Annotated in this window: 19 protein-coding genes, 1 pseudogene and 1 other annotated feature; of the genes and pseudogenes, 15 read left to right on the top strand and 5 right to left on the bottom strand. The window is 30.9% G+C overall.

Annotated elements, in window-relative coordinates; all coding sequences use genetic code 11:
• Nucleotides 1–345 precede the first annotated feature (345 nt).
• The 4 genes and pseudogenes from B5S50_RS06810 (at nucleotide 346) to yjfF (ending at nucleotide 4,992) form a co-directional block, all read left to right on the top strand.
• A pseudogene (locus tag B5S50_RS06810) lies at nucleotides 346–1,339 on the top strand (ABC transporter substrate-binding protein).
• Between the two features lie 77 nt (nucleotides 1,340–1,416).
• Complete coding sequence (locus B5S50_RS06805; protein WP_217303421.1) at nucleotides 1,417–2,946, top strand: sugar ABC transporter ATP-binding protein; 1,530 nt, start codon at nucleotides 1,417–1,419, stop codon at nucleotides 2,944–2,946.
• Between the two features lie 22 nt (nucleotides 2,947–2,968).
• The gene (locus tag B5S50_RS06800; RefSeq protein ID WP_065078833.1) at nucleotides 2,969–3,988 is read left to right on the top strand and encodes an ABC transporter permease; all 1,020 of its coding nucleotides are present in this window, start codon (nucleotides 2,969–2,971) and stop codon (nucleotides 3,986–3,988) included.
• A complete protein-coding gene (gene yjfF / locus B5S50_RS06795) occupies nucleotides 3,985–4,992 on the top strand; it encodes a galactofuranose ABC transporter, permease protein YjfF (RefSeq protein ID WP_065078804.1) in 1,008 nt (335 codons plus the stop codon). The genes B5S50_RS06800 and yjfF overlap by 4 nt, the downstream gene beginning before the upstream one ends.
• Before the next feature lie 77 nt (nucleotides 4,993–5,069).
• On the opposite strand, the gene B5S50_RS06790 is transcribed toward yjfF, so the two are convergent.
• A complete protein-coding gene (locus tag B5S50_RS06790) occupies nucleotides 5,070–5,819 on the bottom strand; it encodes a DUF2812 domain-containing protein (protein WP_217303420.1) in 750 nt (249 codons plus the stop codon).
• Nucleotides 5,820–5,822: 3 nt separating this feature from the next.
• Nucleotides 5,823–6,155, bottom strand: coding sequence for a PadR family transcriptional regulator (locus B5S50_RS06785; RefSeq protein ID WP_065078802.1), 333 nt, complete (start codon nucleotides 6,153–6,155; stop codon nucleotides 5,823–5,825).
• A gap of 292 nt (nucleotides 6,156–6,447) precedes the next feature.
• On the opposite strand from B5S50_RS06785, the gene B5S50_RS06780 reads away from it, so the two are divergent.
• From B5S50_RS06780 to B5S50_RS06750, 7 genes are all read left to right on the top strand, one after another.
• Nucleotides 6,448–6,687 carry a hypothetical protein gene (locus B5S50_RS06780; RefSeq protein ID WP_083985592.1) on the top strand — a complete coding sequence of 80 codons (240 nt, stop codon included), beginning with the start codon at nucleotides 6,448–6,450 and terminating at the stop codon, nucleotides 6,685–6,687.
• Nucleotides 6,684–7,400, top strand: coding sequence for a protein kinase family protein (locus B5S50_RS06775; protein WP_217303419.1), 717 nt, complete (start codon nucleotides 6,684–6,686; stop codon nucleotides 7,398–7,400). The genes B5S50_RS06780 and B5S50_RS06775 overlap by 4 nt, the downstream gene beginning before the upstream one ends.
• Before the next feature lie 298 nt (nucleotides 7,401–7,698).
• A complete protein-coding gene (gene surE, locus B5S50_RS06770; protein ID WP_217303418.1) occupies nucleotides 7,699–8,448 on the top strand; it encodes a 5'/3'-nucleotidase SurE in 750 nt (249 codons plus the stop codon).
• A 30-nt stretch (nucleotides 8,449–8,478) separates the two neighbouring features.
• Nucleotides 8,479–9,279, top strand: coding sequence for an ABC transporter substrate-binding protein (locus B5S50_RS06765; RefSeq protein ID WP_242832229.1), 801 nt, complete (start codon nucleotides 8,479–8,481; stop codon nucleotides 9,277–9,279).
• A 231-nt stretch (nucleotides 9,280–9,510) separates the two neighbouring features.
• Nucleotides 9,511–9,915: a hypothetical protein gene (locus tag B5S50_RS06760; RefSeq protein ID WP_217303417.1), complete on the top strand. Its 405-nt coding sequence runs from the start codon at nucleotides 9,511–9,513 to the stop codon at nucleotides 9,913–9,915.
• A 156-nt stretch (nucleotides 9,916–10,071) separates the two neighbouring features.
• Nucleotides 10,072–10,283 (top strand) — a binding site (T-box leader).
• 84 nt (nucleotides 10,284–10,367) lie between these two features.
• Nucleotides 10,368–13,016: a valine--tRNA ligase gene (locus tag B5S50_RS06755; RefSeq protein ID WP_217303416.1), complete on the top strand. Its 2,649-nt coding sequence runs from the start codon at nucleotides 10,368–10,370 to the stop codon at nucleotides 13,014–13,016.
• A gap of 97 nt (nucleotides 13,017–13,113) precedes the next feature.
• Complete coding sequence (locus B5S50_RS06750; protein ID WP_217303415.1) at nucleotides 13,114–14,460, top strand: folylpolyglutamate synthase/dihydrofolate synthase family protein; 1,347 nt, start codon at nucleotides 13,114–13,116, stop codon at nucleotides 14,458–14,460.
• A 689-nt stretch (nucleotides 14,461–15,149) separates the two neighbouring features.
• On the opposite strand, the gene B5S50_RS06745 is transcribed toward B5S50_RS06750, so the two are convergent.
• Nucleotides 15,150–15,401 carry a TIGR03905 family TSCPD domain-containing protein gene (locus B5S50_RS06745; RefSeq protein WP_013240091.1) on the bottom strand — a complete coding sequence of 84 codons (252 nt, stop codon included), beginning with the start codon at nucleotides 15,399–15,401 and terminating at the stop codon, nucleotides 15,150–15,152.
• Between the two features lie 146 nt (nucleotides 15,402–15,547).
• On the opposite strand from B5S50_RS06745, the gene B5S50_RS06740 reads away from it, so the two are divergent.
• Complete coding sequence (locus B5S50_RS06740; RefSeq protein ID WP_217303779.1) at nucleotides 15,548–16,435, top strand: YncE family protein; 888 nt, start codon at nucleotides 15,548–15,550, stop codon at nucleotides 16,433–16,435.
• A 4-nt stretch (nucleotides 16,436–16,439) separates the two neighbouring features.
• Here B5S50_RS06740 and B5S50_RS06735 read toward each other — a convergent pair whose 3' ends face one another.
• Entirely contained in the window at nucleotides 16,440–16,967 is a 528-nt protein-coding gene (locus tag B5S50_RS06735; protein ID WP_065077800.1) for a DUF4364 family protein, read from the bottom strand.
• Between the two features lie 220 nt (nucleotides 16,968–17,187).
• On the opposite strand from B5S50_RS06735, the gene pdaB reads away from it, so the two are divergent.
• The 3 genes from pdaB to B5S50_RS06720 all read left to right on the top strand — a co-directional run bounded on the left by pdaB (nucleotide 17,188) and on the right by B5S50_RS06720 (nucleotide 19,380).
• Complete coding sequence (gene pdaB, locus B5S50_RS06730) at nucleotides 17,188–17,910, top strand: polysaccharide deacetylase family sporulation protein PdaB (protein ID WP_167351559.1); 723 nt, start codon at nucleotides 17,188–17,190, stop codon at nucleotides 17,908–17,910.
• Between the two features lie 163 nt (nucleotides 17,911–18,073).
• Nucleotides 18,074–18,571, top strand: a complete 498-nt coding sequence (locus tag B5S50_RS06725) for a hypothetical protein (protein WP_065077798.1) — start codon at nucleotides 18,074–18,076, stop codon at nucleotides 18,569–18,571.
• Nucleotides 18,572–18,651: 80 nt separating this feature from the next.
• On the top strand, nucleotides 18,652–19,380 hold the full coding sequence (locus B5S50_RS06720) for a single-stranded DNA-binding protein (RefSeq protein ID WP_065077797.1): 729 nt from the start codon (nucleotides 18,652–18,654) through the stop codon (nucleotides 19,378–19,380).
• 254 nt (nucleotides 19,381–19,634) lie between these two features.
• On the opposite strand, the gene dapD is transcribed toward B5S50_RS06720, so the two are convergent.
• Nucleotides 19,635–20,351, bottom strand: a complete 717-nt coding sequence (gene dapD / locus B5S50_RS06715; protein ID WP_065077796.1) for a 2,3,4,5-tetrahydropyridine-2,6-dicarboxylate N-acetyltransferase — start codon at nucleotides 20,349–20,351, stop codon at nucleotides 19,635–19,637.
• Between the last annotated feature and the right edge of the window lie 92 nt (nucleotides 20,352–20,443).

Raw genomic sequence — 20,443 nt, 5'->3', positions numbered from 1 at the left:
ATTCATACCAATAAATGTTATTTGTGTAATTGTTTTTTAGACGTTTTTTATTTTCAATAAAAATATATGTATTTTATTGAAATAATTGTATTAGCATAATATTGAATTAAGGTAATAAATAATAATATATGAAAGTAATTGACATTTGTACCAATAAATATTATTATTATATTTAAGAAATCGCTTTCAAAACATTAATTGGTTGATTTCAAAAATGCAGGAGAAATATACAAAGAAATAATCCTAATTATATAAAAAAATCAAATCTTTACATATATGGTTTGGATGTTTTTATATATCCTGGGTTTTTTGAAATAAAAATAAATATAATGGGGGGAAAGAAATATGAAATTTAAGAAGATTGCTGCTTTAGCAGCAACAGCAGTTTTAACAGTTGGTATATTTGCTGGATGCGGCGGCGCAAGCCAGCAGACAAGCTCATCGAATTCATCAAGCAAGAAAAAGGTAATTGGTTTTGCACAGGTTGGAGCTGAAAGTGGTTGGAGAACAGCAGAAACTAGTTCCATTAAGGAAATCCCTAAATTAGATCCAAACTTTGAACTGAAGTTCTCTGATGGTCAGCAAAAACAAGAAAATCAAATAAAAGCTATAAGATCTTTTATAGCTGAAAAGGTTGATATAATTGCATTGGATCCTGTAGTAGAAACTGGTTGGGATACAAGTATTGAAAGAAGCAAAAAATGCTAAAATACCAGTTGTTATAGTAGATAGAAATGTAAAAGTAGCAGATAATTCTCTTGTTACAGCTTTTCTTGGGTCAGATATGGAAGAGGAAGGTAAGAGAGCAGCTAAAGTCGTAATTGATAAATTTGGGAAAGATGCAAAGCTTAACATAGCAGAGCTGCAAGGTACTGTTGGATCAACAGCTATGATAGGACGTCAAAAAGGTTTCAATGAAACTATAAAAGATTGTCCAAACTATAAAATCATAAAATCACAAACTGGTGATTTTACTCGTGCAAAAGGTAAGGAAGTTATGGAAGCATTTTTGAAATCTGATGGAGATAAAATTAATGTTTTGTGGTCTCACAATGATGATATGGCAGTTGGAGCTATACAAGCTATAGAGGAATATGGTAAAAAACCAGGAAAAGATATTTTTATAGTTTCTGTTGATGGTATTAAAGATATGTTCAAGTTAATGGCTGATGGAAAGTCAAATGGTATAGTTGAGTGCAATCCTCTTTTAGGACCTCAATTAGTAGAAACTTCAAAACAAGTATTGAGTGGCAAACTTAAGGACAAAATTGTACACACTAAAGAGGGTGTATTTACTCAAGATCAAGCTAAAAAAGAATTACCTAATAGAAAATATTAGAATTGTAAATCATAATGTATGAATTGGATATTCCACATTCATACATTATGAAATTTTTATAAATGGGGGTGAAATTAATGGATGAAAGCGATATTGTTCTTAACATGGAAGGTATATGCAAATCTTTTCCCGGGGTTAAAGCTCTTTCTAATGTAGATTTTCAACTTAAAAAAGGTGAGATACATGCTCTTATGGGGGAAAATGGAGCTGGAAAGTCAACTCTAATTAAAGTGCTTACAGGGGTTTATGAAATAGATGAAGGAAGCATAATTTTAAATGGAAAAAAAATTATTATTAAATCAACCCGTGATGCTCAGGAAAATGGAATAAGCACTGTTTATCAAGAAGTTAATTTGTGTCCAAACATTACTGTAGCTGAGAATATTTACATTGGAAGAGAACCAATGAAAAGGGGATTTATTGATTGGAATACCATGGATGAAAATGCATCAAAATTATTGGAAGATAGATTAAATTTAAAAATAGATGTAAAAAAATTATTATCTAGTTATTCTGTTGCAATTCAGCAAATGGTGGCTATAGCAAGAGCTGTAGATATATCAAGTGGAATATTAATACTTGATGAACCTACGTCTAGCTTGGATAGTAATGAAGTTAAACAGTTATTTAGTATTATGAGAAAGTTAAAATCTGAAGGCATGTCAATTGTGTTTGTAACTCACTTCATAGATCAGGTTTATGAAATTTCAGATAGGATAACAATACTTAGAAATGGAGAATTGGTTGGAACTTATGCTGTAAAAGATTTACCTCAAATGGATTTAATCTCGAAGATGATAGGAAAAAAGTACGAAGAAATGGTAAAAGAAAATAAACAATTATCTCATGACTATTACAGTAAGGAAGATAAAAATTTGATAGAAACTAAACAATTTGGCAGAAAAGGAACTATAGATTCTTTTAGTATGAATATAAAAAAAGGTGAAGTACTTGGACTAGCAGGACTTTTAGGTTCTGGAAGAACTGAATGTGCTAAATTGTTGTTTGGTATAGATAAATCAGATCATGGAACATTGATCATTGATGGCAAGGAATATTCATATATTTATCCTCAAAAAGCTATTCAGGAAGGTTTAGGACTTTGTCCGGAAGATAGAAAAGCAGCAGGCATAGTTGGAGAACTAACTATAAGAGAAAATATAATTTTGGCCCTGCAATCTATTAAAGGAATATTTAAATACATTCCAATGAAAAAACAGCAGGAAATTGCTGAAAAGTATGTTAAACTTCTAAATATTAAAACTCCTAGTATAGAGCAGAGAATTGACAATTTGAGTGGTGGAAATCAACAAAAGGTTATACTGGCAAGATGGCTTGCCACAGATCCTCAGATTTTAATCTTGGACGAACCTACAAGAGGTATTGATGTAGGTGCCAAAGATGAAATAAAAAAATTAATTATAAAATTAGCAAAAAAAGGTATGTCAATTATATTTATATCTTCTGAACTCTCAGAAATAGAAAGTTGCTGCGATAGGGTGCTTGTACTTAGAGATAGAAAAATTATAGGGGAGTTAGCAGGAGAAGAGGTACAAGAATCTAATATACTTAAGATTATTGCGGAAGGAGGCAATATTAGTGCATAATACTAAAACTTCCAATATATTTATGAAATTTTATCATATGCAGATATTTTGGCCGGTAGCAGCATTAATTGCGCTGCTTTTATTGAATTTTTTAGTAAGACCAGGTTTTCTTAATATAACAATTAGGGATGGACACTTATTTGGAAATGTAATAGATATACTTAATCATTCAGCACCACTTATATTAATATCTTTAGGTATGACAATAGTTATTGCCACTCAAGGAATAGATATTTCTGTTGGATCTATAATTGCTATAAGTGCTTCTGCTTCCGCAACAGTTATAGTTGGAGGTGGTTCTGTTCCAGAGGCAGTGTTATCAGGAGCAATAGTAGGAGTACTTTGTGGAATATGGAATGGTTTCTTGGTAGCTTATATTGAAATCCAGCCTATGGTTGCTACCCTTATTCTATACATAGTTGGAAGAGGTATAGCCCAACTTATTACAGGTGGCCAAATACTAACATTTACTAATAAGTCATTTATTTTTATAGGAACAGGATATATTTTTTTACCTGTGGCAATAATTATTGCTGCTGTAATTGTTTTTGCAATTTATTTACTTATTAGAAAGACAGCATTAGGTTTATTTGTTGAATCTATAGGTGTAAATAGCAGTGCTAGCAAATACTGTGGTATAAGGGCACGAAAAGTTATTTTCTCACTGTATATTATATCTGGCATTCTTGCAGGTATTGCAGGCATTATTTTATGCTCTAATATAAAGAGTGCAGATGCAAACAATGTAGGATTATGGATGGAATTAGATGCTATATTAGCTACTGTTATTGGAGGAACTTCCATGGCAGGTGGTAGATTTTATTTAGGAGGAACAGTAGTAGGAGCAATATTTATACAAGCCTTAACAACAACCATTTATAGTATGGGAGTGGCTCCAGAAATTACTCTTGTAGTTAAAGCTATAGTAGTTATAATAGTTTGTATTATACAATCTGAGGCATTTAGAAAAATGCTAGTAAGAAAGAAATCAAAAAATAATACAACTAAAAGTAAACCTGAAAAAGAGGTGGCTCGTGTATGATAAAAGGGTTAACTAATAAGAAGAAAATTTTTAAATTAAATTCATCATTTATTTCGATTTACGCTACAATTGGTTTGTTTATAGTATTATTTTTAATTGGATCTGTTATGTTTAGTGGATTTTTTTCAGGACAAGTATTAGCAAACCTTTTTATAGATAATGCTTATTTAATAGTTTTAGCTATAGGTCAGACTTTTGTTATTATTACAGGTGGAATAGATCTTTCTGTAGGTTCTATGATAGCTTTTATAAGTATGATTACTGCAAGTTTATTGCAAAATGGAGTTAATCCATTTTTGGTTATGATTTTTGTTTTAATTGTAGGAATTGTATTTGGAACAGTTCAGGGGATATTAGTAGAAAAATTTGATCTTCACCCATGGATTGTAACATTAGCAGGTATGTTTTTTGCACGAGGATCAAGTTATGTTATAAGTATAAATACTATAAGTATTAAAAATCCGGTATTTACTGCTATTTCAGGTTTTAGAATACCCATTGGGCCAGGTGTAGCTATATCCATTAATGTAATTGTTAGTTTGATAGTAGCTGCAGTTGCTATATTTGTATTAAAGTATACGAGGTTTGGTAGAACCGTATATGCAATTGGCGGAAATGAAAATTCAGCTATGCTAATGGGCCTAAATACTGGAAAAGTTAAAATTCTTGTTTATACTGTATCTGGTTTTTGTTCTTCTTTAGCTGGGCTGTTATTTACTTTATATACACTATCAGGTTACGGTTTACATTGTATGGGAACGGAGATGGATGCCATTGCAGCTTGTGTAATAGGAGGAATATTACTAACAGGGGGATCAGGATATCCTATAGGACCTGTATTTGGTGTTTTAACTATGGGTATAATTCAAAGTCTTATAATGTTTCAAGGAAATCTTAATTCTTGGTGGACAAAGATTGCAGTAGGAATGTTGCTATTTATATTTATTGCACTGCAGAGAATTATTGTTATTAGAGAAGAAAAGAAAAAGGTTGTTATAAGCTGATGAGTTTTATATTTAAAGTTAGGATAAAATAAAAGGTGTTCAATTCATAATTGTTCACCTTTTATTTAGTTTATTTTTTATTTTACGAACGTACTTAATAGACAAGTTATGAAAGCAATTAGGCCAATTAACAAAAATCCTACCATTTTTATAATTATAATGTTAAATAGGCTTAAAAGGAACAGAGATATTACTAATATAGTTGCAATTGTTGCTAATGTATCTAATAACTTTTTTAATGCTTTATGATTTACATGAGTTGAAGAACCATCTTTAATTCTATTTAATGTAGTGTAATAAGATATACAAGGTAGTCCTGTAACAATAGTTATTATTAATGTTATTATTAATGTAGGTATTAAAATAACACCAAAAATTTTTATATATATGTGAGGTATATAATTATATTTAGCAAGTGATACTAAAATAGTAAATAAAATAGAGCATACAATAAAGCATAAAAGTGATGGCACTGCGATTTTTTTAGCTAATTTATACTGGCTTATATATTTTTCTGATTTGGTATCACTGTCTGTATAAATTGGTTTTGTGTCTTCAGGGGCACTGAATATATGCATTGAATTTGATGCAGAACATATATGATTCCATCCTGCTTCTTTAAAGTATGAAAAGTATTCTTCATCTGCATTATATCTATAATCTAGAGAATATTGCAGTTTTTCAGGTTTAGCTTTTTTGAGTTTGTATCCCATAAAGCTAAATTTATATAAAACCCAGCCTTTACTTGCATAATCAGAGAGCATTTCCATTTCTTCCTCTTCTCCAAAAGCTACTCCTTTGCTCATAACATATTTTGTGTTGGACATATACTATAACATCTCCTCGTTGTTAAATATTTCTTCTGCAATTTGAACCATCTTACGTTTCCTTTCAACTTCATTTTTTAAAAATTGAATGCCTTTATCTGTAGCAATGTAAACTTTTTTTTGATCTGATTCCTCTGTAAGTTTTATGAGTTTTGCATCAAGAAGTTTTTTTATACTTGTATATAAAGATGCAGGACCTATTGAAAACTTGCCTTCTGACATTTTTTCAACGGATTTCATAATCAAATAGCCATGTTTAGGTTTTATTAAAGATAGCAAAATATAATAGTAGGTGTCTGTAAGTTCACCCATTTCTAAAGAATTAGTTCTAGCCATTTTTACCTCCTATATATCATTAAATGACATATGATTTAATATACTATATCATTAAATGATATACATGTCAATTATTTATTACTCATTAGTAGGTTGCAATAATATGTGTGTGATTATGGAATAAATGTGTAAATATATATGATTTATACTATCAGTTGATAATATAAATCATAGTAGAAAATCATGCTTTATATATTGACAATAATAGATTAATAATATATCATAAAATAAAAGTATATTATCAACTGATAATTACTTAATCATATTAAAATTATTGAAAAGAGGTGCTTTAATGAGTTTTTTCTCAAGATCATCAGAAAAAAATAGATATGGAGATAAGCATCGAGGTAGTAACTATTATAAAAGAGAAGGATTGTTAAGCCGTATATTGAGAAGGTTTGGTTCACTTTCCAATTCAGGCAGGAAATATAATAACAAGTATTCTCACAGTTCACATCAAAATCATTATTCCGATAGACGGCATTATTCAAATCAGAGACATCATAGAAGATATAAAAGTTCATGGTCATGATATCGTTTTTTAAGAGAAAGGTATATCCAGCAGGCTGTTTTATTAATGAATATAAAGTTATAAGACTAATAGGTGAAGGACGGTTTGGTGTATGCTATTTAGTTAACTTAGGTGGCAAGGAATATGTACTAAAAGAGATTAAACCTAAGGCTATTAAAAAGAATGGAAGTAAAATTATCTTTGAGAAAGAAATACTTTCATCTATTGAACATCCATCAATTCCTAAAATATTTGATACAATAATAAATGATGATATGTATGCTTATATTTTGGAATACAAAACGGGAAAGACGATAGAAGAGATGCTTTTTGAAGATAATCACGTATTTACACAACCGGAGATTTATGAGGTGGGGAAAAGGGTTATAAATATAATAAAATATCTCCATGACAACAATATAGTTCATAGAGATATAAGGGTACCCAATGTGATTCTTCATGAAAATAATGTGCATCTTATTGATTTTGGACTTGCAAGATTCATTAATAATGAGAGGTATGTACCTTCTGCAGACTTTTCATATTTTGGCCACTTATTGCTTCATTTACATTACTCTTCTTTTGAAAAAAGCAGCAGAAAATCAAAACCCTGGTACAGTGAGCTAGAGTTAACGGAAAAGAATATAATGTTTTTAAAGAAACTTATAGGTATTAAGGAGAATTATAAAAATATCATTGAGGTTGAGGATGATTTTTGCAAGGTATTTGGCTAGTTGAATTACCGGGCTTTTCCAGCTGATTTATCCGATCGCACTACCATTGCTAACACCCCCATCTTCTATCAAAGTGGGGGATAAGCACTGGTACGCGCCTGGATAAGTTCTTCTAAGGTTCAGCTGGAGAAAGTCATCCTTATAAGCAAACTCCATCTGAACCTAAGAATCACTTGATAATCAAGTTTGTGATTATAAAAATATAAATTGATTTTTTATTTATTTCTACATTTAATTTTCTGTATTTGTAGTAGAATAGTTTTAAATGATCAATTTATATAAGTGTGGAGGCTAATTTATGAAATTATTATTGACCAACGACGATGGAGTTAATGCAAAAGGAATATATGCATTAGCTAAAGAATTAGAAAAAAAGCATGAAGTGATAATTGTTGCGCCGGATGTTGAAAAAAGTGCCAGCAGTCATTCTATAACAGTAAGAGATCCTTTATTTGTTAAACAAGTGAAGCTTGAAGGAATAAAATCTAAAGCCTACAGCGTCACTGGTACACCTGCAGATTGTGTAAAGATTGCAATAGATAAAATTGTAGATGGAAATGTAGATATGGTTTTATCCGGAATAAATAATGGATTGAATATTGGATTGGACGTGTTGTATTCCGGTACGGTTTCTGCAGCTATTGAGGCTGCCATTAATAAAATACCTTCACTGGCTGCATCTATGGAAGTTGAAGATGGAGTTGAAGGAGAATATGAGGATGCAGCAAAATGTGTTTCAGGAGTACTGGAAAAGCTTGAAGATAGATATATAAAAGATGATGTTGTATTTAATTTAAATATGCCCATGAAGATAAAAAAAGGAATTAAAGTGTGCAAAATTGGTGAAAGAGGATATACTGGTTATTTTATAGAGGTGGATTCTAAAGATGAGGGAAAGACTTTTCAATTAAAAGGTAAGATGAGTGATTCTCTTGTTATTGACACAGATGGATATTTTATAAAACAAGGTTATGCTACTTTAACACCACTTCACTATGATCTCACTAATTTTAAACTGCTTAAACAGGTTGATAAAATTTTTAACTAATAAAAATGTATAAAAACTTGTGTTTTTGTAATGGTAGCAGATAAAACTATGCAGCAGGTACTTAGCAAAAGTTGTGATATTGGATTTTGTGGGCCGGAGCAGACAATATATATATATAACCAGAAGAGAAAGGATTACCCCGTACTTTTTGCACAACTTACAACTACAGATGGTTCTTTTTTAGTTGGTAGAAAAGCGGAAAAAAACTTTGATTGGAAATCTGTAAAAGGCAAAAGTATAATTGGGGGAAGACCTGGTGGAGTTCCTGAAATGGCTCTGGAGTATGTATTGCAGAAAAATGGAATTCAACCTGGAAAAGACGTTAACTTGATGACTAATATTGCCTACACTGCAACAGGAGGAGCTTTTAAATCGAAAACAGGGGATTACGTTGCACTTTTTGAACCAACAGCTAGTATGCTTGAAAAAGATAAAACTGGATACGTAGTTGCTTCAGTAGGTAAATCTGCTGGTGTGCTTCCATATACCTGTTATTTTTCAACTAAATCATATATGGAAAAGAATCCACAGACTATTCAAAAATTCACTGATGCAATTCATCAAGGACAAATATGGGTTCAAAAACACAGTGACAAAGAAGTGGCTGAGGCTATAAAATCATTTTTCCCTGGAACAGATGAAGATATCTTGATTTCTGTAGTGAAAAATTATAGAGCTATAAATGCCTATGCGACTACTCCAGTTATAAAACAGCAGGATTTAAACAGACTTGAGGATATAATACAAAACTATAAACCTAGTTTAATACCTTCAAGACCAGACTTTAATAAGATAGTTAATAACTCTTTTGCAGAAAAAGCTATTAAATAACTTATAGCATTTCGAAATGAAAATAAACTTATACACATCAATAGATTATTAGTAATTGAAAATTACATTTAAGTTAAGAATTAATAGTGAAAAATGAGTGAAAATTAATTATAACTATTAATTCTTAACTATTAATTTTAAATTTAAACTCTTCCCACACATAACTTTTGATATAATGGAATAAAATACAATTAAAGTTTTTTGCTGTGTGAATGGTGGGTGGTGTAAATTTTGAATGGTGAATATTTAGATTATGTAGAAGATTATGCACGAAAGGTTGATTTTAAGAAAATAGGAGAAAATCCATTTTATTTTGAAAAAGTGTATAGAGACATAAGTATGAAATTTGAAGATCTATATGGGGTTTCATATAATGAAATGGATGAAGTATATATTCCAGGAACGTTATTAAATGCAGATAATAAAAAATTTGTTGCTGTATTTTTTATAAGTGTAAGAAGTGGCGGGATAAATTATGGAGCTATTATATTTCATCCTAAATATGGTCTTGTAGATGAAGATGATTTTCAAGATGTATTATCGGAAGAAGAATACCTTTCTATGATACACTATAAATATAGATTGTGTGTAAAATTATTGAATGATTCGCCAGGAAATATGTTTAAAAAATACTAGTTGTATGAGATTGACGTATATAGAGTTTTACTATAAAAATTAAATGCGGTATACTAAGACATTATCACAATTCAATCATAAAACGTTTCAAAATGAAAATAAAATTTCTTGACAGGTTAAAAAATAACGTTATAATAGAACTATATAAATTTGAATTTGTTAACTGTGAAAAAGAGGATTAGAGATAATGGAGTATAAAGAGAGGAAAACTTGTTAGTTGAGAGGTTTTCTATATGGATTATCTTGAAGGTAGCTTTGGAGTTTCTTTGCTGAAATAACAGTAGGTAAAGACGGTTTTCTTAATCGTTATTTTTTAAGAGCCTGTATTTACAGGAAAAAAGGTGGTAACGCGGGTCTTCGTCCTTTATGGATGAAGGCTTTTTTTGATTTAAGAATGTAAATACTTGAATTGGTATTAATATTAGAATATCTAATAATTAGGAGGAGATTTGATGGCACAAAAGAAAGAAATGGCAACTACTTATAACCCAAAAGAATTTGAAGACAGACTTTATGATCTTTGGCAAGAAAAAGGATATTTTACACCCAAAGCAGATAAAAATAAAAAATCGTATACAATAGTAATACCACCTCCAAATATTACAGGAAAATTGCACCTTGGACACGCGCTAGATGATACTATACAGGACATAATAATAAGAACAAAGAGAATGCAAGGCTACAGTACATTATGGCTTCCGGGTGAAGATCATGCAAGTATTGCAACTGAGGTAAAAGTTGAAAAAGAACTCCTAAAAAAGGGAATAGAAAAAAAGAAAATAGGAAGAGAAAAGTTTCTTGAAAAAACCTGGGATTGGAGTAATGAATACAGGGGTAGAATAAGAAACCAGGTAAAGAAGCTTGGTTGCTCTGCAGATTTTACAAGAGAGCGATTTACTATGGACGAAGGCCTCAATAAGGCAGTAAAAAAGTTCTTTGTAAAACTATATAATGATGGCCTTATATATCAGGGAAACAGGATAATAAACTGGTGTCCTAAATGTCAGACAGCTATATCCGATGCGGAAATCGAGTATGAAGAGCAGCAGGGACATTTTTGGCACATAAAATATAAGATTATAGGCAGTGACGAATACCTTGAAATTGCAACTACAAGGCCTGAAACAATGTTTGGAGATACAGCCATTGCAGTTAATCCTAAAGATGAAAGATATAAGCATTTAGTAGGAAAGAAAGCTATACTTCCAATTATAAATAGGGAAATACCTATAGTTGAGGATGACTATGTAGACATGGAGTTTGGTACAGGAGCAGTTAAGATAACACCAGCTCATGACCCTAATGACTATCATGTAGGAAAAAGACATAACCTTCCTGAAATAATAGTAATGAATGAAGATGGAACTATAAAATTACCTGGAACAAAATATGATGGGCTTGATAGATATGAAGCTAGAAAGTTAGTAGTAGAAGATTTAGATAAGCAGGGATATTTGGTTAAAATCAAAGAACATGCACATAATGTAGGATGTCATGACAGATGCGGTACTACTATCGAACCTATGCTTTCAAAGCAGTGGTTTGTAAAGATGAAATCATTGGCAGAACCTGCTATTAAGGTTGTAAGAGATAAAAAGGTTAAATTTGTACCTGAAAGATTTGAAAAAACTTACTTCAACTGGATGGAAAATATTCAGGATTGGTGTATTTCAAGACAGCTCTGGTGGGGACATAGAATTCCTGTTTGGTACTGTAAGGATTGTGGCGAAGTTATAGTAACAGATGGAGAAGCTACGAAATGTACAAAGTGTGGTTCAACTAACTTAGAGCAGGATAAAGATGTACTGGATACCTGGTTTAGTTCTGCACTATGGCCTTTTTCAACACTTGGATGGCCAGATAAGACAGAAGATTTGAAATGCTTCTACCCTAACAATACTCTTGTTACAGGATACGACATAATATTCTTCTGGGTTGCAAGGATGATATTCTCAGGTCTTTACTGTATGGATGACATTCCTTTTGAAAATGTACTTATACACGGTATCGTAAGAGATTCTCAAGGAAGAAAAATGTCAAAGTCCCTTGGAAATGGTGTAGACCCAATAGAGGTAATAGATGAGTATGGAGCAGATGCTCTTAGATTTACTCTTATTACAGGAAATGCACCAGGAAATGACATAAGATATTATCCAGAAAGAGTTGAAGTATCTAGAAATTTTGCAAACAAGATATGGAATGCTTCAAGATTTGTACTTATGAATATAGATGCAGATTTGATGAATAAGTATAAAGACTGCAAAGATTACAGTGGTGCAGATAGATGGATAATGTCCAAATTAAATACTCTTGTAAAAGAAGTTACAGACAATATAGAAAAATTTGAACTTGGAATAGCTTATCAGAAATTATATGATTTTATATGGGGAGAGTTATGCGATTGGTATATAGAACTTGTTAAACCTGTTATGTATGGTGAGGATGAAAAAGCTAAGGGTGTGGCATACAACGTGTTAAACAATGTATTATCTACAAGTTTGCAGTTATTACATCCTATAATGCCTTTTATAACTGAGGAAATATATACTCACCTTTATACAGAGTATGAATCCATAACTATATCAAAATGGCCAGAATATAATGAAAGCCTGAAAGATTTAAAGGCAGAAAAAGATATGGAATATATTATAGAGGCTATTAGAGAAATAAGAAATATTAGAACAGAAATGAATGTACCATTTTCTAGAAAAGCAAAAATTATGGTTCATGTAGCTGAAAAAGATGCATATGAAGCTTTTCAAAATGGAGAAGATTATTTTAAAAAATTAGCTTCTGCTAGTGAAGTTGAATTTTTAAAAGATAAAAATGATGCACCAAAAAATATAGTATCAGCAGTAACTAGAGGAGCAGAATTATTTATTCCACTTTTTGATCTGGTAGATATGGATAAGGAAATTGAAAGACTTAATAAGGAAAAAGAAAAACTAGAGGGAGAAATAAAGAGGGTAGAAAACAAACTTTCAAATGAAAAATTTGTTGCTAAGGCACCGGAAGCTGTGGTAAATGCAGAAAGAGAAAAAGGTGACAAATACAAAGAAATGCTGAATACTGTAGTTGAAAGATTGGAAAATATAAAATAAAATCTAATTTAGATGGGGATTAAACTCCATCTAAATTAAATTTAACTTATCCAGAGACGCAGTCATGGGATAAAATAAAATATGGGGATGTGTTACTATGAATTATGATGAAGCAATCGAGTACATAGAAACTACTGCTAAGTTCGGGAGTAACTACGGACTTGATAGAACACAAAAAATGCTGGAGCTTTTAGGTAACCCACAGAAGAAAATAAAGACAATACATGTGGCAGGTACTAATGGTAAAGGCTCTATTACTGCAATGATAAACAGAATACTAATGCAAGCTGGATTTAAGGTAGGTATGTACACTTCACCTTATTTAGAGGTGTTTGAAGAGAGAATTCAGATAAATGGTACTAATATACCTAGAGATGATTTGAGCAGGGTAGTAACCAAAGTATCAGAAACTGTTAAAAAGGTTATTGAGCTTGGATATGAAAATCCTACTGAATTTGAAATAATTACCTGTGCCATGTTTTATTATTTTTATGAAAAGAAAGTTGATATAGCTGTAGTTGAAGTGGGACTTGGAGGAAGACTGGATGCCACAAATGTTATGGCACCATTTTCAAAAGAAGAAGATGGAGGAGTATTACTTAGCATAATTGCCTCTATAAGCTATGATCATATGCAAATACTAGGGAATACCCTAACTGAGATAGCTCATGAAAAGGCAGGAATAGTTAAGCCTGGTATACCCGTAATACTTTATCCTGAAGAAAAAGAAGCAGAAGAAGCTATAGAAAAGGTATGCAGTGAAAGGGGAAGCACACTTATAAAGGTTCCTTGTGATTGTGTAGAGCCTGAAGATCAGAAAAAAATCAACAATAACAGTAAAGAATATGTGCAAAAGATAAAGGTACATACAAAAAAAGAAGATTACCATATTGAGTTATCCCTTTTAGGTAGACATCAACTTACAAATTGTGCTTGTGCACTATTTGCTATAGAGGAACTGTCTAGATATGGATTTCATATAGATAAGCAGACTATATTAAAAGCACTTTCTAATGTGAAATGGATTGGAAGACTTGAAGTAATGCACCGTAAACCACTAGTTGTAATAGATGGCGCACACAATAGAGAAGGAATTTCCATGCTGAGGAAAAACTTGTGCAGCTATTTTAACTACAATAAGATGATACTTATACTTGGTATACTTGCAGATAAGGAAGTTGAAGTAATGGTAAAAACTATTGTTCCTTTAGCGGAGAGAGTAATAGCCGTTACCCCAAACAATACAAGAGCTGAAAATTCAAAAGAGTTAAAAGGTGTCATAGAAAAATATAACTCTAAATGTGAAGCTTTGGATAGTTATGAAGATGCTTACGAAAAGGCACTTTCCTACTGCGACGAAGATGATATATTATTGATATCGGGTTCTCTTTACATGATAGGCGACATGAGGAAAATTATAAGAAAGCACAGTAACTGCAAATAAGTTTGAAGTTATGGCTTTTAACTAAAAATAAACTTATGCTCCGAATATTTTACAACCACAAGTACGGTTAAATATTTTGATAAGGCTAAGCAGAAAATTAAAAAAACCTAAGGACTTTTGAAAACTCGTACCTCAGACAATTCAAAAGTCCTAAGTTTTTTTATAAATTTTCTACTAAGACTTATATACAAAATATTTAAATGTACTTGTTTATTGTAAAATATTTCTACACATAAGTTTATTTTTGTATAAAACCTATAAATCATAAATATTATTTGGATTTATATGGGGTTTGTAATTGAAATTTCAACTTATACATAAAATATACTAACAAAATTGAAATTACATTTAAAAACTTTTATAAACAGAGCTCTTGGCATCAGATGGAGTTTTGACTCCACCTGATGCTTAGAAATCGTTATCCAGGGACGTAGCTGCTCTTTACTCCAACTTGGAGAAGTGGGAGTATTAGAGCAGGTAGTCATCGGATAAATAAGTCTTAGTTTGGTATTTTAGAAAACCTTAGGTACTTAGATGTGTTTGAGGTACGAGTTTATCTAAGTACCTTTAGGTTTTCAAAATACCAAGCTTTAGACTTATTAAAAGTTTTTAGTGTAATGAAATTTGTTAGTATATGACTGGTATAAGTGAACTTTCTAATTAGAAGATCTATATGTTAAATAAATTTTTTACTTACGGCTTAAAACTAATTTTTTAAGGGCGGTTGCAAATTGATCAGGACAGGAAGTCCCTTTTCCACTGCAGGAAATTCCCTCTAATTTTTCAACAGCTTCAGCCACATCCATTCCTTCTACTAATTTTGATATACCTTGTAAGTTCCCATTACATCCTCCTACAAAATTTACATTTCTAATTTTGTTTTCTACAACATCAAAATTTATTTGACTTGAACAAACTCCTTTTGTTACATAACTGTACATTTCATCACCTTGTTTCATATAAAATAATGTATTAACAAAATAATTATATAGAATATAAAGTTAATATACAACAAAATAAATTAATTAATTAGTATTACCTATTTTAGTTAACCTTCATATTATAGTTGTAAGGGGGCGATGGTGTGTTGGAGTATCTTTATATATGCAGCACTTCTTCTGATACGGTATCAAAGGTGAATTTGGATGATTTTCATGAAGAAACTAGAATACATTTAAAATCTGAGGACATGACCTATAGAGTTGGACCCCATGGTGTATGTTTAAGTGATTCTAAACTTATAACGGCAAACAAATATAGTAACAGCATATCTATAATAGACATGAAAAATGAAATTCAGGAAGAAACTTATTACGTTGGGGCATGCTGCAATGATATTATTACCTATAAAAATAATGCATATGTAATATGCAGTGATTTAAACAGCTTACTTGTTTTTGATCTTAGCATGAGAAGAGTAGTTGAAGAAGTTCCCTGTGGAAATCTTCCTTACAGTATATGTTTGAATAAGGAAAGAAAGCTGCTAGTAATATCTAATATGGAAGATGATAGCATAACCTTAATAGACTGCAAAAAAAATGAACGTATAGCTAACATAAGAGTAGGATGCTATCCTACTAAGGCTGTGTTTGCAGTGGATGGACAGCATATACTTATCTGTGAAAGCAATATAGGATCGGAGTTTAGGGGAAGTATAGCCATATTATCACTTAAAAACTATAAAATTATAAATAGAATTATTGTGGGAAATTCGCCAGTAGACATATACTGCAGCAGTAGATACTGTTTTGTATCTAATTTTGGAGATGGTACAATAAGCGTTTTGGATATAAATAACTATAAGGAGAAAAAGAGGTTGATTGTAGGGGGGATGCCTGCAAGTATATTAAAACGAAGGGGAAGTTTATATGTGGGTGATAATTATAACAATCTATTGATAAAGGTAAATTTAAAAGATGAAAATAAAAAATATATACCTATAGGTGGAGAACCTACAGGTATGGTTGTGAAATAAATATTTAATCTTCCATAAGTAATTCAACTATTTTATAATAAATTTCTGAAAAGTTTTTTTCCCACTTTTCACATAGATTTTGGGCAGTTTTTTTAGAGTCCACATTTAGTTTCAAGTTCATTAAGATGGAATTACTTTCTGATATTTTTAAATTTACCATAAAGCTGTTTTTATGTTTAGTTGTATAGTTGGCATTTACTGAAATTTTACTTTTTATGTCATTAAAACGCTCGTCTATATAGCTGTCTAATATATCTATTTTATCTTTGGAAATTCTATTTCCGAAGAGGGACAACACCTTTATGCCTTTTTTTGTAATTATAAATTTATGGTTACTTTGAGAATCTATCTGCTTGATAAAATTAGAAGATAGAAGCTCATTTAAATATTGCTGAAGAGTAAAATAATTTATGAAGTCATTTTCCAGTATGACTTCGGTTATTTGATTATTGGAAATAGGAAAATTGATTTTTTTAAATATATAAAGCAGAAGTAATTTATTTTCTGCTAGTTCTAAAGTGTTTTCAAACATTTAAAATCCTCTCCATTGAATTAAGAATACTAAAATAATATATATGTATATTATAGCATAGTTGTATAAAATATTTGAATGCATATTTTTGAATGTAATATATCTACAATAAATTTTTTCAATTTTGTAATATTTGTTGTTATAAAATACTATATAAAATTATGAAATAAATATATTGTGGAGGTAAAAATTGAAATCAAGATGTATAAAAAAAATATTTATGGTGTCCATATTATTGCTTATAGCTATTGGCGTATCATTATTTGCAAATTATAGATATGAAGGGGCATTTGCAAGAGTAAATAGGAAATTACCTATTTACTGTGTTGACACAAAAGATAAAAAAGTTGCTATAACCTTTGATGTTAGTCTAGGAGGTGAATACATTGATAAAATATTAAATGCACTGGATAAATATAATATAAAAGCTACATTCTTTGTAGTAGGGGACTGGGTTGATAAAAATCCTGATAAACTAAAGGAGATATATAGTAAAGGACACGAAATAGGAAATCATTCAAATAGGCACCCTGATATGACGAAAATATCTAGAGATAAAATTATTGAAGATATAAACATAAATGAAGCTAAAATAAGAAGTATAACAGGAAGTGGAACAAAATTGTTTAGATGTCCTGAAGGGTCTTATAATGACGATGTAATAGATACAGTAAAGAAATCAGGATATTACTGCATTCAATGGGATGTAGATAGTATAGACTGGAAAGAGCAGGGGGCAGATCTTGAATACAACAGGGTTATAAAAAGTACAAAACCTGGTTCTATATTACTATTTCATAATAGTGCAAAGTATACACCACTTAATTTAGAAAGGGTAATAGTAAACTTAAAGGAAAAAGGATACAAGTTTGTTAAGGTAGGAGATTTGATATACAAAGATAACTATAAAATGGACTATGACGGAAAGCAGATGAGAAATTAATATGACTTATATTAAGCAGTTATTGAAAAACACAATAAATATGTATTATAATGGCAATGAGGGTAAGTATCAATGATTGGATTACTATTTAGAAAATAGTATAAAAAAACATATCCTGTTTAAAATAATTTTAAAACATATATTTTAACAGGAGGTAATAAAGATGCAATCTATAGAAGTTATTGAAACTAATGCCCAGTTTAAGAGATATTTGGTAGAGCTTTTTGATTTAATGAATTTAGACTATTGCACTTTTACAGACAATGATGTTAGTAGAAGGGTAAATTATGTAGTGCTAAATTCTATAGATGGGAGATACAAGGTTTTAGATGGAGATTATTGTTTTGTAAATATGGATTTAATAAGTAAAAAGAAAAATAATGTAGATATATCCGGTTGCATCATAACCTATGGACTGGGAAGTAAGAATACGGTTACTATATCGAGTTTAGACTATTCTAGTGGATTTGTATATTGCCTCCAAAGGGATATTATATATGAGGGAAAAAGGGTGATTGAAGCTCAGGAAATTCCAGTTAATATGCTACTCAAAGATATTGATGAGCTTTACGCAGCTGTAGTAGCTATAACTATAGGTCTTATGGAAGACAAGTGCATTTATGATTTGATCAAAAATAAAACATTTATGACTTTAAGCTAAATTATAAGTATATTTTTGTTTTTTGATGAATAACTATATGATAGTGAAACATTTAAAACTAAGGGAAAGAGGGGTTTATGATGGACAATTTAATGTTAAACAATAAGATCTATCTTGAAGGTACAGTAGCTTCAGAATTACAATTTAGCCACGAAATGTATGGAGAGGGTTTTTACACCTTTAATGTTGAGGTTCCTAGATTAAGTGAAAGTAAGGATATACTATTCATTACAATCTCAGAGAGGCTTATAGGTGGAATGGATATCAAAGTTGGAACTGATGTAATAATAGAAGGACAGCTTAGGTCCTACAATAAATTTGTGGATGGAGCAAACAGATTGATATTAACTGTATTTGCAAGAAATATAGATTTTTGTACTGAAAGGAGTAAAAATCCAAATCAAATTTTTCTTGATGGATTTATATGTAAGGAGCCAGTTTATAGGACAACTCCCTTTGGCAGAGAAATCTCAGATATGCTTCTAGCTGTAAACAGAGCTTATAATAAGTCTGATTACATACCTACTATTGCTTGGGGAAGAAATTCTAGGTTCTGTAAGTCATTAAAAGTAAGTGACAATATAAGGGTTTGGGGAAGATTACAGAGTAGAGAATATCAAAAAAAGATATCGGATACTGAAATTGTAAAGAAAATAGCGTATGAAGTTTCTATATCTAAGATGGAAAAAGTTAACAGAGAGAATGAAAAAGCTCAAGAAGAAATGCAAGGAAAAGAGGAAAAAGAACAGCCTAAAAATGAAGATGAAAATAGCTTACAGGATAACATAGGTGATAAACGTATATCATAAACAGAGTTCTTGACATCAGATGGAGTCAAAACTCCATCTGATGCTTATTAACAGGATTCTTAGTGCTTCAGCACTTAGAAGGCGTTATCCTTTAGGGAAAATCGTTATCCAGGGACGTAGCTGCTCTTTACTCACACTTGGAGAAGTGGGAGTATTAGAGCAGGTAGTCATCGGATAAACAGAATCTGTATTTACAGGGTATAGACCTTGTCCTTGAAATTTAAGGAGGTTATACCCTGTATTTTGTAGGTAAATTATTTTCTTAAATCTGATAAAATTTTAGTTTTGCCTTTAGTTTTATCATCTACTGACTTTACTATTTTTGCTGGACTTCCAGCAGCTACAACTCCTTCAGGTATATCTTCTGTTACTACTGAACCTGCTGCAATTACAGAGCCGGTTCCAATTTTTACTCCTTCTAAGATTACGGAGTTAGCTCCTATAAGTACATTGTCACCTATCTCACAAGGTGATTTACTAGGTGGTTCTAAAACTCCAGCTACTACAGCTCCAGCACCTAAGTGAACATTTTTACCAAGTTTTCCTCTAGCACCTACTACTGCATTCATATCTATCATAGTGCCTTCACCTATTTCTGCACCTATGTTTATAACTGCTCCCATCATTACTACTGCATTTTTGTCTATTTTAACTTTATCTCTTATAATAGCACCAGGTTCAATTCTAGCATTCATGTTTGTTAAATCAGCAAGGGGAATGGCTGAGTTTCTTCTGTCCTGTTCTATTCTAAATTGAGTAATCTTATCTTTGTTTTGTTCTAAAAATTTTGATATTTCATCGCTTTCACCAAAGAGAATGTAAAAATCACCACTATTATAATTTTCTATATTTCCTAAATCACAATTTGATATGTCACCTTTAAGGTAAACTTTGACTGGAGTAGATTTCTTAGCCTCTTTTATATACTTTGCTATTTGGTATGGATCTGTAAGATCATATTTTGCTTCCATTTTAAATCATCCTTTCCATTTTATTTATAATGAATAAATTTTAGTCTTTTATAGTAAGCATAACTACGTTTTTAGTTTTTTAAGCAAATTAT

This window comes from Clostridium sp. 001 (genome assembly GCF_019056555.1).
GTDB lineage: Bacteria > Bacillota > Clostridia > Clostridiales > Clostridiaceae > Clostridium_B > Clostridium_B ragsdalei.
Note: the sequence above shows the minus strand (reverse complement) of the source record. Positions and strands in the feature narration are given on the sequence as shown.